19 protein-coding genes are annotated in these 22528 nt (G+C 63.1%); 16 read left to right on the forward strand and 3 right to left on the reverse strand.

Translation table 11 applies throughout. From position 1 onward, the window contains the following. Window positions 1-5 precede the first annotated feature (5 nt). Window positions 6-1433 carry an arginine-ornithine antiporter gene (arcD, locus tag HU729_RS12620; protein WP_186667929.1) on the reverse strand — a complete coding sequence of 476 codons (1428 nt, stop codon included), beginning with the start codon at window positions 1431-1433 and terminating at the stop codon, window positions 6-8. Between the two features lie 434 nt (window positions 1434-1867). Between arcD (HU729_RS12620) and arcD (HU729_RS12625) the strand changes: the two genes are divergently transcribed. The 13 genes from arcD (HU729_RS12625) (at window position 1868) to HU729_RS12685 (ending at window position 17475) form a co-directional block, all read left to right on the forward strand. Next, entirely contained in the window at window positions 1868-3295 is a 1428-nt protein-coding gene (gene arcD, locus HU729_RS12625; protein WP_186710284.1) for an arginine-ornithine antiporter, read from the forward strand. A gap of 30 nt (window positions 3296-3325) precedes the next feature. Then, window positions 3326-4579, forward strand: a complete 1254-nt coding sequence (gene arcA, locus HU729_RS12630) for an arginine deiminase (protein ID WP_186667925.1) — start codon at window positions 3326-3328, stop codon at window positions 4577-4579. Between the two features lie 68 nt (window positions 4580-4647). Next, window positions 4648-5658 carry an ornithine carbamoyltransferase gene (locus tag HU729_RS12635; RefSeq protein WP_054895515.1) on the forward strand — a complete coding sequence of 337 codons (1011 nt, stop codon included), beginning with the start codon at window positions 4648-4650 and terminating at the stop codon, window positions 5656-5658. Window positions 5659-5795: 137 nt separating this feature from the next. Continuing rightward, the gene (arcC, locus tag HU729_RS12640; RefSeq protein WP_186667923.1) at window positions 5796-6725 is read left to right on the forward strand and encodes a carbamate kinase; all 930 of its coding nucleotides are present in this window, start codon (window positions 5796-5798) and stop codon (window positions 6723-6725) included. A gap of 56 nt (window positions 6726-6781) precedes the next feature. Then, complete coding sequence (locus HU729_RS12645) at window positions 6782-7156, forward strand: DUF5064 family protein (RefSeq protein ID WP_186710286.1); 375 nt, start codon at window positions 6782-6784, stop codon at window positions 7154-7156. A gap of 117 nt (window positions 7157-7273) precedes the next feature. Then, complete coding sequence (locus tag HU729_RS12650; protein WP_186710288.1) at window positions 7274-8782, forward strand: sigma-54-dependent transcriptional regulator; 1509 nt, start codon at window positions 7274-7276, stop codon at window positions 8780-8782. 188 nt (window positions 8783-8970) lie between these two features. Then, the gene (gene gltS / locus HU729_RS12655) at window positions 8971-10176 is read left to right on the forward strand and encodes a sodium/glutamate symporter (RefSeq protein WP_186710290.1); all 1206 of its coding nucleotides are present in this window, start codon (window positions 8971-8973) and stop codon (window positions 10174-10176) included. Window positions 10177-10455: 279 nt separating this feature from the next. Beyond that, entirely contained in the window at window positions 10456-10839 is a 384-nt protein-coding gene (gene gcvH / locus HU729_RS12660) for a glycine cleavage system protein GcvH (protein WP_186667909.1), read from the forward strand. Between the two features lie 11 nt (window positions 10840-10850). Beyond that, window positions 10851-13706: an aminomethyl-transferring glycine dehydrogenase gene (gene gcvP / locus HU729_RS12665; RefSeq protein ID WP_186710292.1), complete on the forward strand. Its 2856-nt coding sequence runs from the start codon at window positions 10851-10853 to the stop codon at window positions 13704-13706. A 106-nt stretch (window positions 13707-13812) separates the two neighbouring features. Then, complete coding sequence (locus tag HU729_RS12670) at window positions 13813-15189, forward strand: L-serine ammonia-lyase (protein WP_186710296.1); 1377 nt, start codon at window positions 13813-13815, stop codon at window positions 15187-15189. 26 nt (window positions 15190-15215) lie between these two features. Next, entirely contained in the window at window positions 15216-16337 is a 1122-nt protein-coding gene (gene gcvT / locus HU729_RS12675) for a glycine cleavage system aminomethyltransferase GcvT (protein WP_186710298.1), read from the forward strand. Between the two features lie 344 nt (window positions 16338-16681). Further along, the gene (locus HU729_RS12680; protein WP_181129515.1) at window positions 16682-16894 is read left to right on the forward strand and encodes a cold-shock protein; all 213 of its coding nucleotides are present in this window, start codon (window positions 16682-16684) and stop codon (window positions 16892-16894) included. Window positions 16895-16986: 92 nt separating this feature from the next. Next, the gene (locus HU729_RS12685; protein WP_054895507.1) at window positions 16987-17475 is read left to right on the forward strand and encodes an RDD family protein; all 489 of its coding nucleotides are present in this window, start codon (window positions 16987-16989) and stop codon (window positions 17473-17475) included. A 79-nt stretch (window positions 17476-17554) separates the two neighbouring features. Here HU729_RS12685 and lptG read toward each other — a convergent pair whose 3' ends face one another. Both lptG and lptF read right to left on the reverse strand, forming a co-directional pair. After that, window positions 17555-18616: an LPS export ABC transporter permease LptG gene (gene lptG, locus HU729_RS12690; RefSeq protein WP_186667901.1), complete on the reverse strand. Its 1062-nt coding sequence runs from the start codon at window positions 18614-18616 to the stop codon at window positions 17555-17557. Continuing rightward, complete coding sequence (gene lptF, locus HU729_RS12695) at window positions 18609-19724, reverse strand: LPS export ABC transporter permease LptF (protein ID WP_186667899.1); 1116 nt, start codon at window positions 19722-19724, stop codon at window positions 18609-18611. Before lptF ends, lptG begins: the two co-directional genes overlap by 8 nt. Window positions 19725-20078: 354 nt before the next feature. On the opposite strand from lptF, the gene HU729_RS12700 reads away from it, so the two are divergent. The 3 genes from HU729_RS12700 (at window position 20079) to HU729_RS12710 (ending at window position 22512) form a co-directional block, all read left to right on the forward strand. Beyond that, window positions 20079-21572, forward strand: coding sequence for a leucyl aminopeptidase (locus tag HU729_RS12700; protein WP_186710300.1), 1494 nt, complete (start codon window positions 20079-20081; stop codon window positions 21570-21572). Window positions 21573-21709: 137 nt separating this feature from the next. Further along, the gene (locus HU729_RS12705) at window positions 21710-22138 is read left to right on the forward strand and encodes a DNA polymerase III subunit chi (RefSeq protein ID WP_186710301.1); all 429 of its coding nucleotides are present in this window, start codon (window positions 21710-21712) and stop codon (window positions 22136-22138) included. Window positions 22139-22143: 5 nt separating this feature from the next. Beyond that, on the forward strand, window positions 22144-22512 hold the full coding sequence (locus tag HU729_RS12710; RefSeq protein WP_186710303.1) for a DNA polymerase III subunit chi: 369 nt from the start codon (window positions 22144-22146) through the stop codon (window positions 22510-22512). Window positions 22513-22528: the final 16 nt, after the last annotated feature.

Raw genomic sequence — 22528 nt, forward strand, 5'->3', positions numbered from 1 at the left:
CCCACTTACAAACTCAGCGCCCCCGAGTACAGCGCGTAAGCCGCCACCGCCGCCCCCACCAGCACCGCCGCGAATATCAGCTTCTCCCAGCGGCTGAACACCACCTGCCCCTGTTCATGCCTGGCCCGGGCAAACAGGATCACTCCCGGCGCATACAACAGCGCCGAAAGCAGCAGGTACTTGAGGCCCCCGGCATACAGCAACCACAACGCATAGACCAGCGCCAGCAACGCCACCGCCAGATCCTTGCGCCGCAGCCCCGCCTGCCCGGCATAGCTCTCGCCCCGCCAGGCCAGCAGCACGGCGTAGGCCGCCGACCAGAAGTACGGCACCAGAATCATCGACGACGCCAGGTAGATCAGGCTGGTATAGGTGCCGGCCGAAAACAGGGTGATCAGCAGGAAGCCCTGGATCATGCTGTTGGTCAGCCACAAGGCATTGGCCGGCACATGATTGGCATTTTCCCTGGCCAGAAAACGCGGCATGGTCTGGTCGCGAGCGGTGGCGAAGAGGATCTCGGCACACAGCAACGCCCATGACAGCAGCGCCCCAAGCAGCGACACCGCCAACCCGATACTGATCAGCATCGCCCCCCAGGGCCCGACGATATGCTCCAGCACCGAGGCCAGCGACGGGTTCTGCAACCCGGCCAGTTCAGGCCGGGTCATCACCCCCAGCGACAGCACGTTGACCAGCACCAGCAGCGCCAGCACCCCGAGAAAGCCGATCACCGTGGCCTTGCCGACATCCGACCGGTGCAGCGCACGCCCGGAGTAGACACTGGCGCCCTCGATGCCGATGAACACGAACACCGTCACCAGCATCATGTTGCGCACCTGCTCCAGCACGCTGCCGAACTTCGGATTGCCCAGCCCCCAGATATCGCGGGTGAAGATATCCGCGCGGAAGGCGAAGGCCGCGATGACGATGAAGATCAGCAGTGGCACGACCTTGGCCACCGTGGTGACCTGGTTGATGAAGGTCGCCTCCTTGATGCCGCGCAGCACCAAAAAATGCACCGCCCACAGCAACAGCGAAGCGCAGCCGATGGCTATCGGCGTGTTGCCTTCACCGAACACGGGAAAGTAGAAACCCAGGGTACTGAACAACAGGACGAAGTAGCCGACATTCCCCAGCCAGGCACTGATCCAGTAACCCCAGGCCGACGAGAAGCCCATGTAGTCGCCAAAGCCGGCTTTGGCATAGGCGTAGACGCCCGAGTCCAGGTCAGGCTTGCGGTTGGCCAGGGTCTGGAACACGAAGGCCAGCGCCAGCATGCCGACCGCAGTGATGGCCCAGCCGATCAGGACCGCGCCAACGTCGGCACGGGCGGCCATGTTCTGCGGCAATGAAAAGATCCCGCCGCCGATCATCGAACCGACCACCAGGGCGATCAGCGCCCCCAGGCGAAGCTTATGTCCCGGTTCGCCCATCTGCTGCTCCCTCACGCCTGTCGCCTGTATGAAACATAACGGCCATTACATATAAACGTTACAGCTTGTTTATTAATCAAAGCCATTAAAGCTATAGCACTCATAACGCATTTGTCTATATGACGACGGCGGCCAATGTGCACATTGTCGAGCAACTCGCAAATTCGCGACACCCTGTCGAAAGGCCCGTGAAAAATTTGCGAAACCGGTGAAAGCGACTAGCTTGAGAGTTCGCAAGCCAAACAGAGCGTTTGCTCTAGAAGTACATGGAGGTGCCAGCGCACAAGGCTTGCAGCAAAGCGGTCGGCACTCTTCAGGAGACCCGAGAAAGAATTTCTCTGACGCTGTTGCACCATGAACTGATCCACATCAGCGAATGACTACAGCGCCGGATTTATTCTGTCGTCAACTTTCTCCTGGCATGGAGTTGTTAAATGTCTGATTCTCCCGGAAAACTTAAACTCGGCGCATTAGTTGCACTTGTCGTGGGGTCGATGATTGGTGGGGGGATCTTCTCCCTGCCGCAAAACATGGCCGCCAGCGCGGGCGTAGGTGCCGTGCTGATCGGCTGGGCCATCACGGCCGTCGGCATGCTCACCCTAGCCTTCGTGTTCCAGACCCTGGCCAATCGCAAACCTGATCTGGATGGTGGCGTGTACGCCTACGCCAAGGCCGGCTTTGGCGACTACATGGGCTTTTCGTCGGCATGGGGCTACTGGATCAGTGCCTGGCTGGGCAACGTCGGCTACTTCGTCCTGCTGTTCAGCACCCTGGGGTACTTCTTCCCGGTCTTCGGTGAAGGCAACACCCCGGCAGCAGTGATCGGCGCATCACTGCTGCTGTGGGGCGTGCACTTCCTGGTCCTGCGCGGCATCAAGGAGGCGGCGTTCATCAACCTGGTCACCACCGTGACCAAAGTCGTGCCGCTAGCGCTGTTCGCACTGATCTGCCTGTTCGCCTTCAAGCTCGACGTGTTCACCGCCGACATCTGGGGCCTGGGCTCGCCCGACCTCGGCAGCGTGATGGACCAGGTGCGCAACATGATGCTGGTCACCGTATGGGTGTTCATCGGCATCGAGGGCGCAAGCATCTTCTCCTCGCGGGCGGCAAAACGCTCCGACGTGGGCAAGGCAACGGTCATCGGTTTCATCACCGTGCTGCTGTTCCTGGTGCTGGTCAACGTGCTGTCGATGGGCGTGATGACCCAGCCGGAGCTGGCCAAGCTGCAGAACCCGTCGATGGCCGCGGTGCTGGAGCATGTGGTCGGTCACTGGGGCGCGGTGCTGATCAGCGTCGGCCTGATCATCTCGCTGCTGGGGGCACTGCTGTCGTGGGTGCTGCTGTGCGCGGAGATCATGTTCGCCGCCGCCAAGGACCACACCATGCCCGAGTTCCTGCGCCGCGAGAACGCCAACCAGGTGCCGGCCAACGCCCTGTGGCTGACCAACGCCATGGTGCAGATCTTCCTGGTCATCACTCTGTTCTCCAACAGCACCTACCTGTCGCTGATCTACCTCGCCACCTCGATGATCCTGGTGCCCTACCTGTGGTCGGCGGCCTACGCGGTACTGCTGGCGGTGCGTAGCGAAACCTACGAACAGGCCCTCGCCGAACGCAAGAAAGACCTGATCATCGGCGGTATCGCCCTGTTGTACGCGATCTGGCTGCTGTACGCCGGAGGCGTGAAATACCTGCTGCTGTCGGCCCTGCTCTACGCCCCTGGCGCGATCCTGTTCGCCAAGGCCAAGCGCGAGGTCGGCCAACCGATTTTCACCAACGTGGAAAAACTGATCTTCGCCGCTGTGATCGTCGGCGCCCTGGTGGCGGCCTACGGGTTATACGACGGCTTCCTGACCCTTTGACCACGTCTTCGTATGATTGGAGGAATCATCATGTCCACGGATAAACAGAAATACGGCGTGCATTCCGAAGCCGGCAAGCTACGCAAGGTGATGGTCTGCGCCCCGGGACTGGCGCACAAGCGACTGACCCCCAGCAACTGCGATGAACTGCTGTTCGACGACGTGATCTGGGTCGACCAGGCCAAACGCGACCACTTCGACTTCGTCACCAAGATGCGCGAACGCGGCGTCGATGTGCTGGAAATGCACAACCTGCTGACCGACATCGTGCAGAACAAGGAGGCCCTGGCCTGGATCCTCGATCGCAAGATCACCCCCAATACCGTTGGCGTTGGCCTGACCAATGAAGTGCGCAGCTGGCTCGAAGGCCTCGATCCGCGCCACCTGGCCGAGTTCCTGATCGGCGGCGTGGCCGGCCAGGACCTGCCACAGAGCGAAGGCGCCGATGTGGTGAAGATGTACAACGACTACCTCGGCCACTCCAGCTTCATCCTGCCGCCCCTGCCCAACACCCAGTTCACCCGCGACACCACCTGCTGGATCTACGGCGGCGTCACGCTGAACCCGATGTACTGGCCGGCGCGACGCCAGGAAACCCTGTTGACCACCGCCGTGTACAAGTTCCACAAGGAATTCACCGGCGCCGACTTCCAGATCTGGTATGGCGACCCTGACAAGGAACACGGCAGCGCCACTCTCGAAGGCGGCGATGTCATGCCGATCGGCAAGGGCATCGTGCTCATCGGCATGGGCGAGCGCACCTCGCGCCAGGCCATCGGCCAACTGGCACAGAACCTGTTCGCCAAGGGCGCAGTGGAAAAAGTCATCGTCGCCGGCCTGCCCAAGTCGCGTGCCGCGATGCACCTGGACACCGTGTTCAGCTTCTGCGACCGCGACCTGGTCACGGTCTTCCCGGAAGTGGTGCGCGAGATCGTGCCGTTCATCATCCGCCCCGACGAAAGCAAGCCCTACGGCATGGATGTGCGCCGTGAGAACAAGTCGTTCATCGAGGTGGTCGGCGAGCAGCTCGGGGTCAAGCTGCGCGTGGTCGAGACTGGCGGCAACAGCTTCGCCGCCGAACGCGAACAGTGGGATGACGGCAACAACGTGGTGGCCCTGGAGCCTGGCGTGGTCATCGGCTACGACCGCAACACCTACACCAACACATTGCTGCGCAAGGCCGGGATCGAGGTCATCACCATCAGCGCCGGTGAACTGGGCCGTGGTCGTGGCGGCGGCCACTGCATGACCTGCCCGATCGTACGCGACCCTATCGACTACTAACGCCCTCGATCCGGCCCGCGCTTACGAGGCGTGGGCCGGGCACTCACCGCATTCAAGGAGACACTGTCATGGCGTTCAACATCCACAACCGCAACCTGCTCAGCCTCGAGCACCACACCACCCGTGAGCTGCGCTACCTGCTGGACCTCTCCCGCGACCTCAAGCGCGCCAAGTACACCGGCACCGAGCAGCAGCACCTGAAGGGCAACAACATCGCCCTGATCTTCGAGAAGACCTCGACCCGCACCCGCTGCGCCTTCGAAGTCGCCGCCTACGACCAGGGCGCCAACGTCACCTACATCGACCCCAACTCCTCGCAGATCGGCCACAAGGAGAGCATGAAGGACACCGCCCGCGTGCTCGGGCGCATGTACGACGCCATCGAGTACCGCGGCTTCAAGCAGGAGATCGTCGAAGAACTGGCCAAGTTCGCCGGCGTACCGGTGTTCAACGGCCTGACCGACGAATACCACCCGACCCAGATGATCGCCGACGTGCTGACCATGCGCGAACACAGCGACAAGCCATTGCACGACATCAGCTATGCCTACCTGGGCGATGCGCGCAACAACATGGGCAACTCGCTGCTGCTGATCGGTGCCAAGCTCGGCATGGACGTGCGCATCGCCGCGCCCAAGGCGCTGTGGCCGCATGACGACCTGGTGCAGCGCTGCAAGCAGTACGCCGAGGAAAGCGGCGCGCGCATCACCCTCACCGAAGACCCGAAGGCGGCGGTCAAGGGCGTCGATTTCGTCCATACCGACGTCTGGGTGTCGATGGGAGAACCTGTGGATGCCTGGGGCGAGCGCATCGAACAACTGCTGCCGTATCAGGTGAACAAGGAACTGATGAAAGCCACCGGTAACCCGCGCAGCAAGTTCATGCACTGCCTGCCGGCGTTCCACAACTCCGAGACCAAGGTCGGCAAGCAGATCGCCGAAAAATACCCGCACCTGGCCAACGGCATCGAAGTGACCGATGACGTGTTCGAGTCGCCAGCCTGCATCGCCTTCGAGCAAGCGGAGAACCGCATGCACACGATCAAGGCGATCCTGGTATCGACCCTGGCTGATCTCTGACCCCCACTTCCGGGCTGGCCCCCTCCCCTGTGGGAGCGGGCTTGTCCCGCGATGACGGTGTGTCAGGCAGGTCGCCATCGCGGGACGAGCCCGCTCCCACAGAGGTTTTGCGCAGCCCTTCAGAAAGGACATTCCCCATGCGTATCGTTGTTGCACTGGGCGGCAACGCCCTCCTGCGCCGCGGCGAGCCAATGACCGCCGACAACCAGCGCGCCAATATCCGTACTGCCACCGAGCAGATCGCCAAGATCCACCCTGGCAACGAACTGGTCATCGCCCACGGCAATGGCCCGCAGGTCGGCCTGCTGTCGCTCCAGGGCCAGGCCTACAAGCCCGACGAAGCCTACCCGCTGGACGTGCTCGGTGCCGAGACCGAAGGCATGATCGGCTACATGATCGAACAGGAGCTTGGCAACCTGCTGGACTTCGAAGTGCCCTTCGCCACCCTGCTGACGCAAGTCGAGGTCGACGCCAACGACCCGGCCTTCAAGGACCCGACCAAGTTCATCGGCCCGGTCTACGCCAAGGACGAGGCCGAGCGCCTGGCCAAGGAAAAAGGCTGGGTGGTCAAGGCCGACGGCGACAAGTACCGCCGCGTGGTCGCCAGCCCGAAACCCAAGCGCATCTTCGAGATCCGTCCGATCAAGTGGCTGCTGGAAAAAAGCAGCATCGTCATCTGCGCCGGCGGCGGCGGCATCCCCACGATGTACGACGAAAACCGCAAGCTCAAGGGCATCGAGGCGGTGATCGACAAGGACCTGTGCTCGGCGCTGCTGGCCGAGCAACTGGACGCCGACCTGCTGATCATCGCCACCGATGTCGATGCCGCCTACATTGACTTTGGCAAGCCGACGCAGAAAGCCATTGCCCAGGCGCATCCCGACGAGCTGGAAAAACTCGGCTTCGCAGCGGGTTCGATGGGGCCGAAGGTACAGGCCGCCTGCGATTTCGCCCGCCACACGGGCAAGGTTGCGGTGATCAGCTCGCTGGAAAATATCGAAGAGATCGTCAAGGGTACTGCCGGTACGCGGGTATCGACCGCCAAGCCAGGTATCAGCTACCGTTGAGTGCAGTTGGCCGGTGCACGGCGCCGGCCATTTCCAACCTTGCGGAGGACGCCATCATGGCCCAGTACAGTCCTGGTCATGTTCATATCGAGCGCACGGCGCTGAACCAGAATGATCACAGCTACGACCTCAACATCGAGTACGAAGCCACTCAGGATCCCACGGAAGGCCGCGGTATCCAGTTCCGCATGCATGGCAGCATCGAAGGCAAGACGGTCGACGAAAAATTCTTCCTGGCCAAGGACCAGGTACTGCCCAGCTTTCTGATGCAGTTGAGCCGCAGGGCCCAGGCGCACCTGCCGGCGCCGAAGAAATTCGAGAGCCTGAGCTCGCCGCACAAGCTCTACGACCACATGTTCGAGGACATCCGCCAGAAGCTGGACGTGAAGTCCGGGGATCCGATCAAGCCCGAGCATCTGGGTAATCCGTAATACCACCATCGCAGGACAAGTCGCAGCGGCGGTTCGGCGTCCCGACTTGTCCCGCGATTGGGCCTTCCACCTCGCCAATGGCATACTGACGCCCTTTCCCCCACGCCCGTTGCCCCCATGCGCATCCACGTCAGCTTCATCGACCGCGTCGGCATCACCCAGGAAGTCCTGGCCCTGCTCGGTGCCCGCAACCTCAACCTCGATGCCGTGGAGATGGTCCCGCCGAACGTCTACATCGACGCCCCCACACTCAGCCCCGCCGTGCTCGAAGAGCTGCACGACGCCCTGCTCGAGGTGCGCGGCGTGCAGTCGGTGGAAGTGGTCGACATCCTCCCCGGCCAGCGTCGCCACCTGCAGCTCGACGCCCTGCTCGCGGCCATGAGCGACCCGGTGCTGGCAGTGGACAGCGCCGGCAAGGTGCTGCTGGCCAACCCTGCGTTGATCGCGTTGTGCGGACGCGAATCGGCCGGTCGATCGGTGGGCGAGCTGTTTGCTGACAGCGACCTGCTCCAGGCCCTGCTCGACAACAACTTCCACCTGCCGATGCGCGAGATGCAGCTCAATGGCCAGAGCCTGCTGCTCGATGCCACGCCGATCACCAACGCTGGCGGCTTGCTTACCCTGTATCCACCCAACCGCATGGGCGAACGCCTGTCGGCGCTGCACCATGATCACGCCGAAGGCTTCGATGCGCTGCTCGGCGACTCTCCGGCGATCCGCACGCTCAAGGCCCGCGCCCTGCGCGTGGCCACCCTCGATGCCCCCTTGCTGGTGCACGGCGAGACCGGCACCGGCAAGGAGCTGGTAGCACGCGCCTGTCACGCCGTCAGCAGCCGTCATGCCGCGCCATTCCTGGCACTCAACTGCGCCGCATTGCCCGAGAGCCTGGCCGAGAGCGAGCTGTTCGGCTATGCCCCCGGCGCCTTCACTGGCGCACAACGTGGCGGCAAACCCGGGTTGATGGAGCTGGCCAACCAAGGCACGGTATTCCTCGACGAGATCGGCGAAATGTCGCCCTACCTGCAGGCCAAGCTACTGCGCTTTCTCAGCGACGGCAGCTTTCGCCGGGTGGGGGGCGACCGCGAGGTGAAGGTCGATGTGCGCATCATCAGCGCCACCCACCGCGACCTCGAACGCATGGTCGCCGAAGGCACTTTCCGCGAAGACCTGTTCTACCGCCTGAACGTCCTCAACCTGCAAGTCCCGCCACTACGTGAGCGCGGCCAGGACATCCTGTCACTGGCGCATTTCTTCATGCAGCAGGCCTGCACCCAGATCCAGCGCCCGCCCTGCCGCCTGACCCCGGCCACCCATCCGGCACTGCTGGCCAACCCCTGGCCGGGCAACGTGCGCCAGTTGCAGAACGTGATCTTCCGCGCAGCGGCGATCTGCGAGAGCAACCTGGTGGATATCGGCGACCTGGATATCGCCGGAACCTCAGTGGCACGTGGGCAGGATGGTGAGGTGGCGAGCCTGGAACAGGCGGTAGGCGACTTCGAGCGTGAGCTATTGCAGCGCCTGTATGCCAGCTATCCCTCGACCCGACAGTTGGCGGGAAGGCTGCAGACATCACATACCGCGATCGCCCAGCGACTGCGCAAGTACGGAATTCCAGGCAAGTCCTGAGCTTGGAGCGCACCAGATAACCCCGTTTTTGCAGATTTTTCCTACATATTGAACCAAGCCCCTCCCACTTAGAATGGCGGCCGTACCACCGCACGCGTGTTCCGGGTGCATCTTCGATAAAGCCCCTGCGCACGATCGAAAGCGCGCTCAGGAACACCTCTCTCACAGTGACAAAGAGTGGCGTTTCAATGCTCGAACTCGATTTCTATGGCACTCTCGTGGCCGCCTCACTGGTACTGCTACTCGGACGCGGTCTTGTCGCCCACGTCAACGTCCTGCGTACCTACAACATCCCCGAACCCGTCGCAGGCGGCCTGGTCGTTGCCGTGCTGTTGCTGTCACTCCGGGCCCTGGACATACACATCCAGTTCGACACCTCCCTGCAAGCCCCACTGATGCTGGCCTTCTTCGCTACCATCGGTCTGAGCGCCGACCTCGGCAGCCTGAAAAAAGGCGGACGAACTGTCGGACTCTTCCTACTGGTCGTTACCGGGTTTCTGATCGTGCAGAACGCCATCGGTATCAGCCTGGCAAAACTGCTGGGCCTCGACCCACTCATGGGGCTGCTGGCAGGCTCGATCTCGCTCTCGGGCGGCCACGGTACAGGGGCCGCCTGGGGCTCGACCTTCAGCACCCAGTACGGACTACCCTCGGCCAGCGAACTGGCGTTGGCTTCGGCCACCTTCGGCCTGGTGCTGGGCGGACTGATCGGTGGTCCTGTAGCCCGGTTGCTGGTCAGCCGCGTCCAGGCCCCCGGCCTCGAACCTGAAACACCTCGCATACCGAAAGGCTTCGAACAGCCCAACAAGGAACGTCTGATCACCCCTTTCTCGATGATCGAAAGCCTGGCGCTGATCTCGGTCAGCCTGTTGGCAGGCACCCTGTTGAACAGCCTGTTGCGCGGCACCGCGTTCGAACTTCCGACCTTCGTCTGCGTGCTGTTCGTGGGTGTCGTGCTGAGGAACGGACTGTCCGCCGGGGGTGGGTACCAGGTGTTCGAACGCGAGATTTCGGTACTGGGCAATGTCGCACTGTCGCTGTTCCTGGCCTTGGCGTTGATGTCCCTGAAACTCTGGGACCAGGCCGCCCTGGCACTGCCCTTCCTGATCCTGTTGGGTGCACAGACACTGGTGATGGCACTGTTCGCGATCTTCGTCACCTTCAGGGTCATGGGGCGCAATTATGATGCGGCGGTGCTGGCAGCCGGGCATTGCGGATTCGGACTCGGCGCCACACCCACCGCCATCGCCAACATGCAAGCGGTGACCCAGCGCTACGGTGCATCGCAGATCGCCTTTCTCGTCGTACCCATGGTGGGGGCGTTCTTCATCGACATCGTCAATGTCATCGTGATCAAGCTGTACCTGGCGTTGCCCTTCTTTACCCCGCTATAACCTGCCTGCCGCCTTGTATCGATATCGATACACCGTAATCATTTCGATACAAGGCATCTTGCATCCCCATCTCCAAGGGTTTGATCGCTCGAGCCTTTTCTTCTAAGCCCGCCCTGTAGCGTTTTCATTCCAAAGATGTGACAAGCGTTCACCAATAAATAAATAAGTCATTGATTTTATAGTGATTTAAATAAATGGCCGCATTATTGCTTAGGGAAATCCAATCTCAAGAGCGCGGACCGACCGCGCCCAACGCCCCCTGCTTCCCGAGGATTTCCCATGAGCGAGTTGCGTTTCACCGAAGATCACGAATGGCTGCGCGTCGAAGCTGACGGCAGCGTCACCGTAGGCATCACCGCCTATGCGCAGAACGCCCTTGGCGATGTGGTCTTCGTGCAACTGCCGGAACTGCAGCACTATGAAAAAGGCGCCGAAGCCTCCACCGTCGAATCGGTCAAGGCTGCCAGCGGCGTATACATGCCGCTGAACGGTGAAGTGGTCGCGGTCAACGAAGGCCTCAACGACAGCCCCGAGCAGGTCAACGAAGACCCGCTGGGCGAAGGCTGGTTCTTCCGCTTCGTTCCTGCAGACATGAGCGAGGTGACCGCCCTGCTCGACCAGGATGCCTACGACCGCCTGCTCAAAGCCAACGACGACGCCTGAGGACCACGACCATGACCATCAACCTCGGCACCGCCAACGAATTCATCGCCCGTCACATCGGTCCGCGCAGCACCGACGAACAGGCCATGCTGACCACCCTGGGCTTCGACTCTCTCGACGCCATGACCGCCGCCGTCATTCCCGACAGCATCAAGGGCACCAGCGTGCTCGGTAACGCCGACGGCCAGAGCGAGGCCGATGCCCTCGCCGCCCTCAAGGCGATCGCCGGCAAGAACCAGCTGTTCAAGAGCTTCATTGGCCAGGGCTACTACAACACCCACACCCCAGCACCGATCCTGCGCAACCTCCTGGAAAACCCTGCCTGGTACACCGCCTACACCCCCTACCAGCCAGAAATCTCCCAGGGTCGCCTGGAAGCACTGCTGAACTTCCAGACCCTGATCAGCGACCTCACCGGCCTGCCGATCGCCAACGCTTCGCTGCTCGACGAAGCCACCGCCGCCGCCGAGGCGATGACCTTCTGCAAACGCCTGTCGAAGAACAAGGGCAGCCATGCCTTCTTCGCTTCCGTGCACTGCCACCCGCAGACCCTCGACGTGCTGCGTACCCGCGCCGAGCCGCTGGGCATCGAAGTGGTAGTGGGTGACGAGCGTGAACTGGGCGATGTCAGCGCCTTCTTCGGTGCCCTGCTGCAATACCCGGCAAGCAACGGTGATGTGTTCGACTACCGCGAGCTGGTCCAGCGCCTGCACGGCGCCGGTGCCCTGGTGGCCGTGGCCGCTGACCTGCTGGCCCTGACCCTGCTGACCCCGCCGGGCGAATTCGACGCCGACGTGGCCATCGGCAGCGCCCAGCGCTTCGGCGTACCGCTGGGCTTCGGCGGCCCGCACGCGGCCTACTTCGCCACCCGCGATGCCTTCAAGCGTGACATGCCAGGCCGCCTGGTCGGTGTCTCGATCGACCGCTTCGGCAAGACCGCCCTGCGCCTGGCCATGCAGACCCGCGAGCAGCATATCCGCCGCGAGAAAGCCACCAGCAACATCTGCACCGCCCAGGTACTGCTGGCCAACATCGCCAGCATGTACGCCGTCTACCACGGCCCGGCCGGTCTCAAGCGCATCGCCGAACGCACCCACGCGCTCACGGCCATCCTCGCCAGCGGCCTGAAGTCGCTCGGCGTTCAGGTCATCACTGGCGAGTTCTTCGACACCCTGACCCTGGCCACTGGCATCGATACCACCAGCCTTCATGAGCAAGCCCGTACCAAGGGCTTCAACCTGCGCCAGGTCGACGCCACGCACCTTGGCCTTTCGCTGGACGAAACCACCTGCCAGGCCGATGTCGAGGCGCTCTGGGCGTTGTTCGCCGATGGCCAGGCGCTGCCGGACTTCGCCGCCCTCGCCGCCAACCACAGCCCGCGCCTGCCGGCTGCGCTGGTGCGCCAATCAGCGATCCTCGAGCACCCGGTGTTCAACCGCTACCACAGCGAAACCGAACTGATGCGCTACCTGCGCCGCCTGGCCGACAAGGACCTGGCGCTGGACCGCAGCATGATCCCGCTGGGCTCGTGCACCATGAAGCTCAACGCTGCCAGCGAAATGATTCCGGTCACCTGGGCCGAGTTCGGCAACCTGCACCCCTTCGCCCCGGCCGCCCAGAGCCAGGGCTACCTGCAGATGACCACCGAGCTTGAAGCCATGCTCTGCGCCGCCACCGGCTACGATGCCGTGTCGCTGCAGCCCAATGCCGGCTCCCAAGGCGAATACGCGGGCCTGCTGGCGATCCGCGCCTATCACCGCAGCCGCGGCGATAGCCACCGCGACATCTGCCTGATCCCCTCGTCGGCCCACGGCACCAACCCGGCCACCGCACACATGGCCGGCATGCGCGTGGTGGTCACCGCCTGCGACGCCCGGGGCAACGTCGACATCGACGACCTGCGCGCCAAGGCCCTCGAGCACCGCGAGCGCCTGGCAGCCATCATGATCACCTACCCCTCGACCCATGGTGTGTTCGAGGAGGCGATCGGCGAGATCTGCGCGATCATTCACGACAACGGCGGCCAGGTGTACATCGACGGCGCCAACATGAACGCCATGGTCGGCCTGTGTGCGCCGGGCAAGTTCGGTGGCGATGTGTCGCACCTCAACCTGCACAAGACCTTCTGCATCCCCCACGGCGGTGGCGGCCCGGGCGTCGGCCCAATCGGCGTCAAGTCGCACCTGGCGCCGTTCCTGCCCGGCCATGCCACCCTGGAAAACACTGCCGGTGCGGTTTGCGCTGCACCGTTCGGCAGCGCCAGCATCCTGCCGATCACCTGGATGTACATTCGCATGATGGGTGGCGCAGGCCTCAAGCGCGCATCGCAGATGGCGATCCTCAACGCCAACTACATCGCCCGTCGCCTGGAAGAGCACTATCCTGTGCTGTACACCGGCGGCAACGGTCTGGTTGCCCACGAATGCATCCTCGACCTGCGTCCGCTCAAGGACACCAGCGGCATCAGCGTGGATGACGTGGCCAAGCGTTTGATCGACTTCGGCTTCCATGCCCCGACCATGTCCTTCCCGGTGGCGGGCACGCTGATGATCGAACCGACCGAAAGCGAGTCCAAGGAAGAGCTGGACCGTTTCTGCGATGCGATGATCCAGATCCGCGAAGAGATTCGCGCCGTGGAGAACGGCAGCCTGGACAAGGACGACAACCCGCTGAAGAACGCCCCGCACACGGCGGCGGAACTGGTTGGCGAATGGTCCCACGGCTACAGCCGCGAGCAGGCGGTGTATCCGCTGCCGAGCCTGGTGGAAGGCAAGTACTGGCCACCGGTCGGACGGGTCGACAACGTGTACGGCGATCGCAACCTGGTCTGCGCCTGCCCGTCGATCGAGAGCTATCAGGACGTCTGATAGCCCTCGGCCCGCCCTCTGATAGAGGTGTGTTCCTCTGTGGGACCGGGCAAGCCCGCTCCCACAGGGTTCAGCATCTGCCCAACCAACCTGGCAGGAGGTCACCATGTCTTTGAGCGTCTTCGACCTGTTCAAGATCGGCATCGGCCCCTCCAGTTCGCACACGGTCGGCCCGATGCGCGCCGCCGCGCGCTTCGCCGAGGGGCTGCGGCGCGATGGCCTGCTGGCCAGCACGGCCAGCGTCAAGGCCGAGCTCTACGGCTCGCTCGGTGCCACCGGCAAGGGTCACGGCAGCGATAAGGCTGTGCTCCTGGGGCTCGAGGGTGAACACCCCGACACCGTCGACACCGAATCCATCCCCGAGCGCCTGCAGGCGATCCGCGCCAGCGGTCACCTGCACCTGCTTGGCGAACACAGGATCGACTTCGTCGAGAAGCAGCACCTGGCGATGATCCGCAAGCCACTGGACTACCACCCCAACGGCATGATCTTCCGTGCTTTCGATGCCGCCGGCCTGCAGATCCGCAGCCGCGAGTACTACTCGGTGGGCGGCGGTTTCGTCGTCGACCAGGATGCAGCCGGCCAGGACCGTATCGTCGAAGACAACACCGCCCTGCCCTACCCCTTCACGACGGCAAAGCAACTGCTCGGCCATTGCGTCGCGCAGCACCTGTCGTTCAGCCAGGTGATGCTGGCCAACGAAGCCGCCTGGCGACCCGAACATGAAACCCGTGCAGGCCTGCTGCGCATCTGGCAGGTCATGCAGGATTGCGTCGAAGCAGGCTGTCGCCACGAGGGCATTCTGCCGGGTGGCCTCAAGGTCAAGCGCCGCGCCCCTGCTTTGTACCGCCAGCTCAGCCGACACCCCGAAGCCAGTCTGCGCGATGCGCTGTCGGTACTCGACTGGGTCAACCTCTACGCCTTGGCGGTCAACGAAGAGAACGCCTATGGCGGACGCGTCGTCACCGCACCGACCAACGGCGCGGCGGGTATCGTCCCCGCGGTGCTGCACTACTACATGCGGTTCGTTCCCGGCGCCAGCGAAGACGGCGTGGTGCGTTTTCTGCTCACCGCAGCCGCCATCGGCATCCTCTACAAGGAGAACGCCTCGATTTCCGGCGCCGAGGTCGGCTGCCAGGGCGAAGTGGGGGTGGCCTGCTCGATGGCCGCAGGCGCCCTCTGCGAAGTCATGGGCGGCACCCCGCAGCAGGTGGAGAACGCCGCCGAAATCGGCATGGAACACAACCTGGGCCTGACCTGCGACCCCATCGGTGGGCTGGTCCAGGTGCCCTGCATCGAACGCAACGCCATGGGCTCGGTCAAGGCGATCAACGCCGTGCGCATGGCCTTGCGCGGCGACGGGCAGCACTTCGTCTCGCTCGACAAGGTCATTCGCACCATGCGCCAGACCGGCGCCGACATGAAAAGCAAATACAAGGAGACCGCCCGCGGCGGTCTGGCCGTCAACATCATCGAATGTTGACCCGAACAAAAACCAAGGAGTTACCGATGTCCGAAACGTTGCTCAAGACCCCGCTCCACGCCCTTCACCTGGAACTGGGCGCGCGCATGGTGCCGTTCGCAGGCTTCGACATGCCGGTGCAGTACCCATTGGGCGTGCTCAAGGAGCACCTGCACACCCGCGAGCAGGCCGGCCTGTTCGATGTGTCGCACATGGGCCAGATCGTATTGCGTGGCAGCGACGCGGCCAAGGCCTTGGAAAGCCTGGTGCCGGTAGACATCATCGACCTGCCGGTGGGCATGCAGCGCTACGCCATGTTCACCAATGAGCAAGGTGGCATCCTCGACGACCTGATGGTGGCCAACCTGGGCGATGACACGCTGTTCCTGGTGGTCAATGCCGCCTGCAAGGATCAGGACCTGGCTCACTTGCAGAAACACATCGGCCAGCGCTGCGAGATCCAGCCCCTGTTCGAGGAGCGTGCCCTGCTCGCCTTGCAGGGCCCAGCCGCCGTCAAGGTGCTGGAGCGCCTGGCGCCGGAAGTGGCCGGCATGACCTTCATGCAGTTCCGCCCGGCGCAGCTGTTGGGCGAGGACTGCTTCGTCAGCCGCTCGGGCTACACCGGCGAGGATGGCTACGAAATCTCGGTTCCCGCCACTGCCGCCCAAGCCCTGGCCCGACGCCTGCTGAGCGAGCCTGAAGTGCAGCCGATCGGCCTGGGTGCACGCGACTCGCTGCGCCTGGAAGCCGGCCTGTGCCTGTACGGCCACGACATGGACACCCAGACCACGCCGATCGAGGCCAGCCTGTTGTGGGCAATCTCCAAGGTTCGTCGCGCCGACGGTGCTCGTGCCGGTGGTTTCCCGGGGGCCGAATCGGTGTTCGCGCAACAGCAACAAGGCGTGGCACGCAAGCGCGTCGGCCTGCTGCCACAGGAGCGCACACCGGTCCGCGAAGGGGCCGAGATCGTCGATGCGAACGGCAAGGCGGTCGGCAAGGTGTGCAGCGGTGGCTTCGGCCCAACCTTGGGCGCACCGGTTGCAATGGGGTATGTCGATAACGAACATGCCGCACTGGAAACGCCATTGTTTGCGGTCGTGCGCGGCAAACAAGTTGCCTTGAAAGTCAGCAAAATGCCTTTCGTGGCGCAACGTTACTACCGAGGTTGAAAGCGATCTCACAACACTGCGCTTATTCGTTTACGAACCTGCGCAATAACTTTTGAACATGGCGCCAGGCCAGGCGCCATGCCGTTTCCGACAATTTTGTCGGTAATCGGCAAAAGCCTTGATCCGTGCACCGAACGGGGCTTGTTTTTGGCGCTGGAGTTGGCGTAGAGTCGTCTCACTGTGTTTGCATGGGTCGCAACAGTTCGTGACCTGGGCCAGTAGCCGCAATTTGCTACAACCCGTTCGACGTCTCTTACTTTCCTGCAACCCAGCCCAGTACTCTTTCGCCCTGTGATGCGAAAGAAACTGAAATCACTATCTAAAGATTCATAGGAAATAAGAAAATGTCTCAACGTCAGAACGGTACCGTCAAGTGGTTCAATGACGAGAAAGGTTACGGCTTCATCACCCCAGAGAGCGGTCCGGATCTGTTCGTTCACTTCCGCGCCATCCAAGGCAACGGCTTCAAGAGCCTGAAAGAAGGCCAGAAAGTCACCTTCGTTGCAGTGCAGGGCCAGAAAGGCATGCAGGCTGACGAAGTACAAGCAGAAGGCTGATTTCTGTGAAAAAGCCCCTGCGTTGACGCGCAGGGGCTTTTTTGTGCCCGCAATTTCATAGAATGAGGACTTTCCACCCGGAGCCCTCCTGCATGTCCAAGCGTTCTCTCACCCCCCAGGGCGATTTCCCGCCCGCAGGCCTGGGGCGCCGTCTGGCGGCAATGTTCTATGACTTCCTACTGTGCACCGCCCTGCTGATCGTCACGGCAGGTGTCTACAAGTTGGTGCAGATGTCGATCATCGGCGAGGCCCGCATGCGTGAGCTGACCGACGCCGGCGCACTCGATGGCGATCCGCTGTTGTCCACCGTCCTGTTGTTTGCCCTGTTCGGCTTCTTCGCCAAATTCTGGACCCACGGCGGCCAGACCCTGGGCATGCAAGTGTGGGGCGTGCGTGTACAGAATGCCGACGGCAGCGCGATCAGTTTGTGGCAGGCGCTGTTGCGCTTCGTGGTGTCGATCGCGTCGTGGTTGTGCCTGGGGCTGGGGTTCATTTGGTCGTTGATCGACAAGCGCAAGCGTAGCTGGCATGACATCTACTCGGAAACCCAGTTGGTGCGGATTCCGAAGCAGAAGAAATGACCCTGGGCTGCGATAAAGCCAACTTCGAGCCACAAAAAAGCCGACCCTGGGGTCGGCTTTCTCATTCACGCCTGGCTCATCACCCTGCCCGACGCAACAACCACACACCGGCCAGCGCACAGATCCCGGCCGGAATCACCACCGCCAACAGCGGCGGGAAACCGAACACCTGGCTCGACGGCCCCAGCAGGTCCTGGGCGATGCGGAACACGAAGCCCACCAGCACGCCGGTAAACACGCGCTGACCCAGGGTCACCGAGCGCAGCGGGCCGAAGATGAAGGAAATCGCCATCAGGACCAGTGCAGCGGTCACCGCCGGTTGCAGGATCTTGGTCCAGAACGCCAGCCAGTAACGGGCGTTGTTCAGGCCCTGGTCGGCCAGGTAGTGGATGTATTCCCACAACCCGGTGATCGACAACGACTCGGGTGGCAGCACCACGGTATTGAGCAATTCCGGCGTCACCGACACGTCCCAGATTTCTTCCGGTGCCTGCACCACTTCGGTGTGGTCGCCACGGAAGAACGTGGTGCTGACGTCGTGCAGCACCCAGCGCTGATCCTGGTACAGCGCGCGGCGGGCGAAGCTGGAAGCGACGATCTTGCGTTGCTCGTCGAAACGGTAGCGGGTCACACCGAGCAGCAAGCCGTTGGGCTGTACCGAGTTGATGTGCACGAACTCTTCGCCCTGGCGGTGCCACATGCCGCGCTTGGAGCTTTGCGCCTCACCACCGCCCTGGGCCAGCGAGCGCTCGGCCTGGGCCTTGTTCTCGGTGACCGGGGCGACGTATTCGCCAATCAGCAGACCGACCAGCATCAGCACCAGCATCGGCTTCATCACTGCCCAGACGATACGACCGATGGACACGCCCGCAGCACGCATGATGGTCAGCTCGCTGCTGCTGGCCAGGCTGCCCAGGCCGATCAGGCAGCCGATCAGCGCAGCCATCGGCAGCATGTCATACAGCCGACGCGGCGCGGTGAGCAGCACGTAGCTGCTGGCGTCGAGCAGTGTATAGGTGTCGCTCAGGTCGCCCATCTCGTCGATGAAGGCGAACAGCGAAGCCAGGCCGAGGATGATCCCCAGCACGGCCAGAATGGCCAGCAGTACGCTCTGGCCGATATACCGGTCGATCTTAACCATGGGCCACCCCCGCTCGGCGCGCGGCCATCTTCAGGCGCAGCGGCTCCCAGTACATCAGCGCCAGGCCGATGAGCAGGAACAACGCGTGCACCCACCAGATGCCCAGGGAGATCGGCAACTTGCCCTTCTCGAGGGCGCCGCGAACGGAAATCAGCATCGTCAGGTAGGCCATGTACAGGAGGATCGCCGGCAGCAACTTGAGGAAGCGGCCCTGGCGCGGGTTGACCTTGGACAGCGGCACCGCCAGCAGGGTCACGATGAATACCAGCAACGGCAGCGACAGGCGCCATTGCAGTTCGGCGCGCTCACGCAGGCCATCATGCCCGAACAGGTCGGTGGTCGGGATGGCTTCACGCTCGGTGACCTCCTCGCTGACCTCAGGCTTGGGCAGCAGCACACCGTAGGTGTCGTACTTGATCGCCCGATAGTCGGCCTGGCCAGGGTTGCCGTCGTAACGGTAACCGTTTTCCAGGATCAGGTAGCGGTTGCCATCAGGCTGCACTTCCTGGTGGCCTTTTTCTGCCACCAGTACCGACGGTGCACGGTCCTTGGTCTTGTCCTGGTTGAAGCGTTTCTCGGAAATGAACACCCCGCCCAGATTGACGCGATCGTCGGACATCCGCTCGGTGTAGGTGACACGGGTGCCGTCACGCAGGGTCTGGAAACGCCCCGGCACAAGGGTGTCGAACTCGGTCAGGGCATCCTGCTGAGCGATGATCTTCTGCACCTGGGACACGCCCTGGGGGGCCAGGCTCAGGCTCAGCCAGGCCACCACCAACGCGACCAGCGCAGCCGGCGCCAGCGTCAGCGTCAGCAGTCGCTGCTGGCTCATGCCGGTGGCCGAAAGCACGGTCATCTCGCTTTCGAGATACAGGCGTCCATAGGCCAGCAGAATACCGAGGAACAGGCCCAGCGGCAGAATCAGTTGCAGGAAGCCCGGCAGGCGGAAGCCCATGATCAGGAACAGCACGCCCGGATCGAGCGCACCCTGGGCCGCCTGGGCCAGGTATTTGATGAAGCGCCCGCTCATGATGATCACCAACAGCACAGCGCTGACGGCGCTCAAGGTCACCAGGACCTCGCGGGACAGATAACGAAAGACGATCAAACCAGACACTCCTGGGTTGTCAGGGGCGGATTGCCAGACAATGACTGAGTACAGCCAAGACCTATGCCGGTTCGCCTCAAGCGAACCTCCATGTAAAAGTGCGCGCATTATCCTGTGATTGGGCGCGCCTGTCACTTGGCGGCGCATGACAGTGGATGTCATGCCCGCAAAAATGCGGCAAAGCCCCATCATTGAAGCAGACACAGGCCCGCAAAAGCATAGACCGGGGTTGTCAGCGAGGCGGCGGCAGGCTCAAACTGGCTGCTTTTCAACTGGCACGCAAGCACGCGGCCAGGCCTGTCGTACCCCGTGTGCGGCAGTGGCCAACAACAGAGATCATTCGGGGAACCTGACATGGAACTGGTTGTAAAGACCGTAGCCGCAGCATCCGTGAAAACCGCCACCCTGGTCGTGCCAGTCGGTGAAGGCCGCAAGCTTGGCACCGTGGCCAAGGCCGTTGATCAGGCGACCGATGGCGCCATCAGCGCCATCCTCAAGCGCGGCGACCTGGCCGGCAAGCCGGGCCAGACCCTGCTGCTGCAGAGCCTGCCGGGCCTCAAGGCCGAGCGCGTACTGCTGGTTGCCAGCGGCAAGGATGAAGCGCTGGGCGATCGTGCCTGGCGCAAGCTGATCGCCAGCGTTGCCGGCGTGCTGCGCAACCTGGCAGGCGGTGACGCCGTGCTGGCCCTGGACGACATCGCCGTTGCCAACCGCGACGGTCATTACGGCAAATATCGCCTGCTGGCCGAAACCCTGCTCGACGGCGCCTATGTGTTCGACCGTTTCAAGAGCCAGAAGGCCGAACCGCGCGCCCTGAAGAAAGTCACCCTGCTCGCCGACAAGGCCGGCCAGGCTGAAGTCGAGCGCGCGGTCAAGCATGCCACCGCGATCACCACCGGCATGAGCCTGACCCGCGACCTGGGCAATCTGCCGCCGAACATCTGCCACCCGAGCTTCCTCGCCGAGCAGGCCAAGGAACTGGGCAAGGCGCACAAGGGCCTGAAGGTCGAAGTACTCGACGAGAAGAAGATCAAGGACCTGGGCATGGGCGCGTTCTATGCCGTTGGCCAGGGCAGCGACCAGCCGCCACGGCTGATCGTCATGCAGTACCAAGGTGCCAAGAAGACCGACAAGCCGTTCGTGCTGGTCGGCAAGGGCATCACCTTCGACACCGGCGGCATCAGCCTCAAGCCCGGCGCCGGCATGGATGAGATGAAGTACGACATGGGCGGTGCCGCCAGCGTGTTCGGCACCCTGCGCGCGGTGCTCGAACTGCAGTTGCCGATCAACCTGGTGTGCCTGCTGGCGTGCGCCGAAAACATGCCCAGCGGCGGCGCGACTCGCCCGGGCGACATCGTCACCACCATGAGCGGCCAGACCGTCGAGATCCTCAACACCGACGCCGAAGGCCGTCTGGTGCTGTGCGACACGCTGACCTACGCCGAGCGCTTCAAACCGCAGGCGGTGATCGACATCGCCACCCTCACCGGCGCTTGCATCGTTGCCCTTGGCAGCCACACCTCGGGCCTGATGGGCAACAACGACGACCTGGTCGGCCAGTTGCTCGACGCCGGCAAGCGCGCCGACGACCGCGCCTGGCAACTGCCGCTGTTCGACGAGTACCAGGAACAACTGGACAGCCCGTTCGCCGACATCGCCAACATCGGCGGCCCCAAGGCCGGCACCATCACCGCGGGCTGCTTCCTGTCGCGCTTCACCAAGAACTACAGCTGGGCCCACCTGGACATCGCCGGTACCGCATGGGTCAGCGGTGGCAAGGACAAGGGCGCCACCGGCCGCCCGGTTCCGCTGCTGACCCAGTACCTGCTGGACCGCGCGGGCATCTGATGACGTAAGACCATGGCGACCCTATCGCGGGCAAGCGCGCTCCCACAGCTTCAGCACTGCAGCGAACCTGTGGGAGCGGGCTCGCCCCGCGATAGGGCCGTCACGGACACCCACCTTCCAGCTCAACGTACCTGACCATGGGCAAAGTCGACTTCTACATCCTCCCCACCGACTCCCTCGCCGCACGCCTGGATTTCGCCTGCAAGCTGTGCGAAAAGGCCTGGCGCCTCGGCCACCGGGTCTACCTGCACTGCCAGGACGACGAACAGCGAAAGGCACTGGACGAACGCCTATGGTGCTTCAAGGGCGAGGCCTTCGTGCCGCACGATCTGGCCGAGCAACATGCCGATGCCAGTGTCGCGCTGGGCCTTGGTGGCACGGCTGGCGAGCACCGCGACCTGCTGATCAACCTGGGCGGCGATGTGCCGGGGTTCGTCGGCCAGTTCGAGCGGGTCGCCGAGATCGTTGTCGAGGAGGCGTCCATACGCCAGTTGGCCCGCGAGCGGTTCCGTTTCTACCGCGAACAGGGCTATGCTCTGCAAGACCACCGCTTACAGCGACTTTGACGACGATGGACAAACCCTCTTCACTGACCCAATCCGCCCACCTGCTCGACGATCTCGAGTCGATCCGCCAACTGCTTGGCGACGCCGACCTGCAGCCGCCGCTGCTGACCGAAACGGTCGAACAGATTCCCCTGCTGCTCGATGAGCCGGTCGGCAACGCGCCAAGCGCCGTCGAACCGTCCGCGGCCAGCGCACCGATAGAGGATGCCCAGACTCGCCGCCAGGACACCCTGCTGCACCTGGACACCGAACTGCGCGCTGCGGCGCAATCGATCATGCAGGACGTGATCAACGACTTCGTTCCGCACATCGAGACCGAGGTCAAGCGTCGCCTTGAAGCGCGGATGGAACGGTTGATCAAGCGTTCCGAGTAACACTCGCCTTTTGCGG

The sequence above is a fragment of the Pseudomonas sp. RW10S2 genome (assembly GCF_014268985.1).
GTDB classification, from domain to species: domain Bacteria; phylum Pseudomonadota; class Gammaproteobacteria; order Pseudomonadales; family Pseudomonadaceae; genus Aquipseudomonas; species Aquipseudomonas wayambapalatensis.

Excerpts from the sequence above, each read along its gene's own strand:
- arcD (WP_186667929.1), bottom strand. The coding sequence starts at position 1,433 with ATGGGCGAACCGGGACATAAGCTTCGCCTGGGGGCGCTGATCGCCCTG.
- arcD (WP_186710284.1), top strand. The coding sequence starts at position 1,868 with ATGTCTGATTCTCCCGGAAAACTTAAACTCGGCGCATTAGTTGCACTT.
- arcA (WP_186667925.1), top strand. The coding sequence starts at position 3,326 with ATGTCCACGGATAAACAGAAATACGGCGTGCATTCCGAAGCCGGCAAG.
- HU729_RS12635 (WP_054895515.1), top strand. The coding sequence starts at position 4,648 with ATGGCGTTCAACATCCACAACCGCAACCTGCTCAGCCTCGAGCACCAC.
- arcC (WP_186667923.1), top strand. The coding sequence starts at position 5,796 with ATGCGTATCGTTGTTGCACTGGGCGGCAACGCCCTCCTGCGCCGCGGC.
- HU729_RS12645 (WP_186710286.1), top strand. The coding sequence starts at position 6,782 with ATGGCCCAGTACAGTCCTGGTCATGTTCATATCGAGCGCACGGCGCTG.
- HU729_RS12650 (WP_186710288.1), top strand. The coding sequence starts at position 7,274 with ATGCGCATCCACGTCAGCTTCATCGACCGCGTCGGCATCACCCAGGAA.
- gltS (WP_186710290.1), top strand. The coding sequence starts at position 8,971 with ATGCTCGAACTCGATTTCTATGGCACTCTCGTGGCCGCCTCACTGGTA.
- gcvH (WP_186667909.1), top strand. The coding sequence starts at position 10,456 with ATGAGCGAGTTGCGTTTCACCGAAGATCACGAATGGCTGCGCGTCGAA.
- gcvP (WP_186710292.1), top strand. The coding sequence starts at position 10,851 with ATGACCATCAACCTCGGCACCGCCAACGAATTCATCGCCCGTCACATC.
- HU729_RS12670 (WP_186710296.1), top strand. The coding sequence starts at position 13,813 with ATGTCTTTGAGCGTCTTCGACCTGTTCAAGATCGGCATCGGCCCCTCC.
- gcvT (WP_186710298.1), top strand. The coding sequence starts at position 15,216 with ATGTCCGAAACGTTGCTCAAGACCCCGCTCCACGCCCTTCACCTGGAA.
- HU729_RS12680 (WP_181129515.1), top strand. The coding sequence starts at position 16,682 with ATGTCTCAACGTCAGAACGGTACCGTCAAGTGGTTCAATGACGAGAAA.
- HU729_RS12685 (WP_054895507.1), top strand. The coding sequence starts at position 16,987 with ATGTCCAAGCGTTCTCTCACCCCCCAGGGCGATTTCCCGCCCGCAGGC.
- lptG (WP_186667901.1), bottom strand. The coding sequence starts at position 18,616 with ATGGTTAAGATCGACCGGTATATCGGCCAGAGCGTACTGCTGGCCATT.
- HU729_RS12700 (WP_186710300.1), top strand. The coding sequence starts at position 20,079 with ATGGAACTGGTTGTAAAGACCGTAGCCGCAGCATCCGTGAAAACCGCC.
- HU729_RS12705 (WP_186710301.1), top strand. The coding sequence starts at position 21,710 with ATGGGCAAAGTCGACTTCTACATCCTCCCCACCGACTCCCTCGCCGCA.
- HU729_RS12710 (WP_186710303.1), top strand. The coding sequence starts at position 22,144 with ATGGACAAACCCTCTTCACTGACCCAATCCGCCCACCTGCTCGACGAT.